The sequence below is a fragment of the Streptomyces tateyamensis genome, from assembly GCF_003205575.1.
In the GTDB taxonomy this organism is placed as follows: Bacteria; Actinomycetota; Actinomycetes; order Streptomycetales; family Streptomycetaceae; genus Kitasatospora; species Kitasatospora tateyamensis.
In genome coordinates this window covers 1-1,751 of record NZ_PYBW01000192.1, presented here as the reverse complement: position 1 = coordinate 1,751, position 1,751 = coordinate 1, and the positions used below count along the sequence as shown (strand labels likewise).

General features: G+C 70.2%; 1 protein-coding gene and 1 rRNA gene. Both read right to left on the bottom strand.

The features are described from left to right. Positions 1-1,150: hypothetical protein (locus C7C46_RS32075; RefSeq protein ID WP_146259304.1), on the bottom strand; the 1,150-nt coding region annotated here is incomplete at its 3' end. Positions 1,151-1,513: 363 nt separating this feature from the next. Beyond that, positions 1,514-1,630 (bottom strand): 5S ribosomal RNA (rrf, locus tag C7C46_RS32070). Positions 1,631-1,751 lie beyond the last annotated feature (121 nt).

The window sequence follows — 1,751 nt, the reverse complement described above, 5'->3', positions numbered from 1 at the left end:
CCACCACGGTCGCCACCGCGGTCGCGGTCGCCGAACGAGGGACGCGGGCCACGGTCCCCGCCACGGTCACGGTCACCGTAGGAGGGGCGGTCGTCGCGACGGAAACCACCACGGTCACCGGTCGGACGGTCACCGTACGAGGGACGGTCGCTGCGACCGAAGCCACCACGGTCGCCACCGCGGTCGCGGTCGCCGAACGAGGGACGCGGGCCACGGTCCCCGCCACGGTCACGGTCACCGTAGGAGGGGCGGTCGTCGCGACGGAAACCACCACGGTCACCGGTCGGACGGTCACCGTACGAGGGACGGTCGCTGCGACCGAAGCCACCCCGGTCACCACCGCGGTCGCGGTCGCCGAACGAGGGACGCGGGCCACGGTCCCCGCCACGGTCACGGTCACCGTACGAGGGACGGTCGTCGCGACGGAAACCACCACGGTCACCGGTCGGACGGTCACCGTAGGAGGGACGGCCACCACGGTCGCCGGACGGGCGGTCACCGTAGGACGGACGACCACCACGGTCACCGGTCGGACGGTCACCGTAGGAGGGGCGATCGTCACGGCGGAAGCCACCACGGTCGCCAGAGGGACGGTCGCCGTAGGAGGGGCGATCGTCACGGCGGAAGCCACCACGGTCGCCAGAGGGACGGTCGCCGTAGGAGGGACGGCCACCACGGTCGCCGGACGGGCGGTCACCGTAGGACGGACGGCCACCACGGTCCCCGGTCGGACGGTCACCGTACGAGGGACGGTCGTCGCGGCGGAAGCCACCACGGTCGCCGGAGGGGCGGTCACCGTAGGACGGACGACCACCACGGTCGCCACCGCGGTCGCGGTCGCCGAACGAGGGACGCGCACCGCGGTCCCCGGAGGGGCGGTCGCCGTAGGAGGGACGGCCACCACGGTCGCCGGACGGACGGTCACCGTAGGACGGACGACCACCACGGTCACCCGTCGGACGGTCACCGTAGGACGGACGACCACCACGGTCGCCACCGCGGTCGCGGTCACCGAACGAGGGACGCGCACCGCGGTCCCCGCCACGGTCACGATCTCCGTACGAGGGGCGGTCGCTACGACCGAAGCCACCACGGTCGCCGCCGCGGTCCCGGTCGTCGCGGCGGGGAGCGCCTTCGCCTCGGTCGTCACGGCGCGGGCCACGGTCGTTCGACCACCCGCCACGCGCTCGCGGCTCGTAGCCTCGGCCTTCGCCCGATCGACGCTCGGGACGGTCCTGGGGCGGGTTCGACATCGCGGTGACTCCTTCTACCTTCATCAGCTGTGCCGCCGGCCGGGCCTCTACAGAGCCCCGCGGCCTGGTGCCGGCCTCCGGCCGCACACACACTTCATTGTCGAGCATCGGCTGCGGCCGCGCGCCTGGAGCGCCTTCGGTCGAGCCGGGGTGAATCCCGGGCGGCGCCCGGGATTCGACATGTTCGGAAATCCAACAGATCGGAAAACAAAAAAGGCCGTGGCCCCAGCTCATCGCTGGGGCCACGGCCTTGAATAATTGTTCGGCGGTGTCCTACTCTCCCACAGGGTCCCCCCTGCAGTACCATCGGCGCTGTAAGGCTTAGCTTCCGGGTTCGGAATGTAACCGGGCGTTTCCCTCACGCTATGACCACCGAAACCCTATCGGGTATTCAGCGAACACACTTTTCAGTTGAAATAGTGGTGCTTTTACTTGTTCGCCAGCGATAGCTGTTCGCTACCCGGGAACCACACAGTGAACGCGAGCAACTGAGGACAA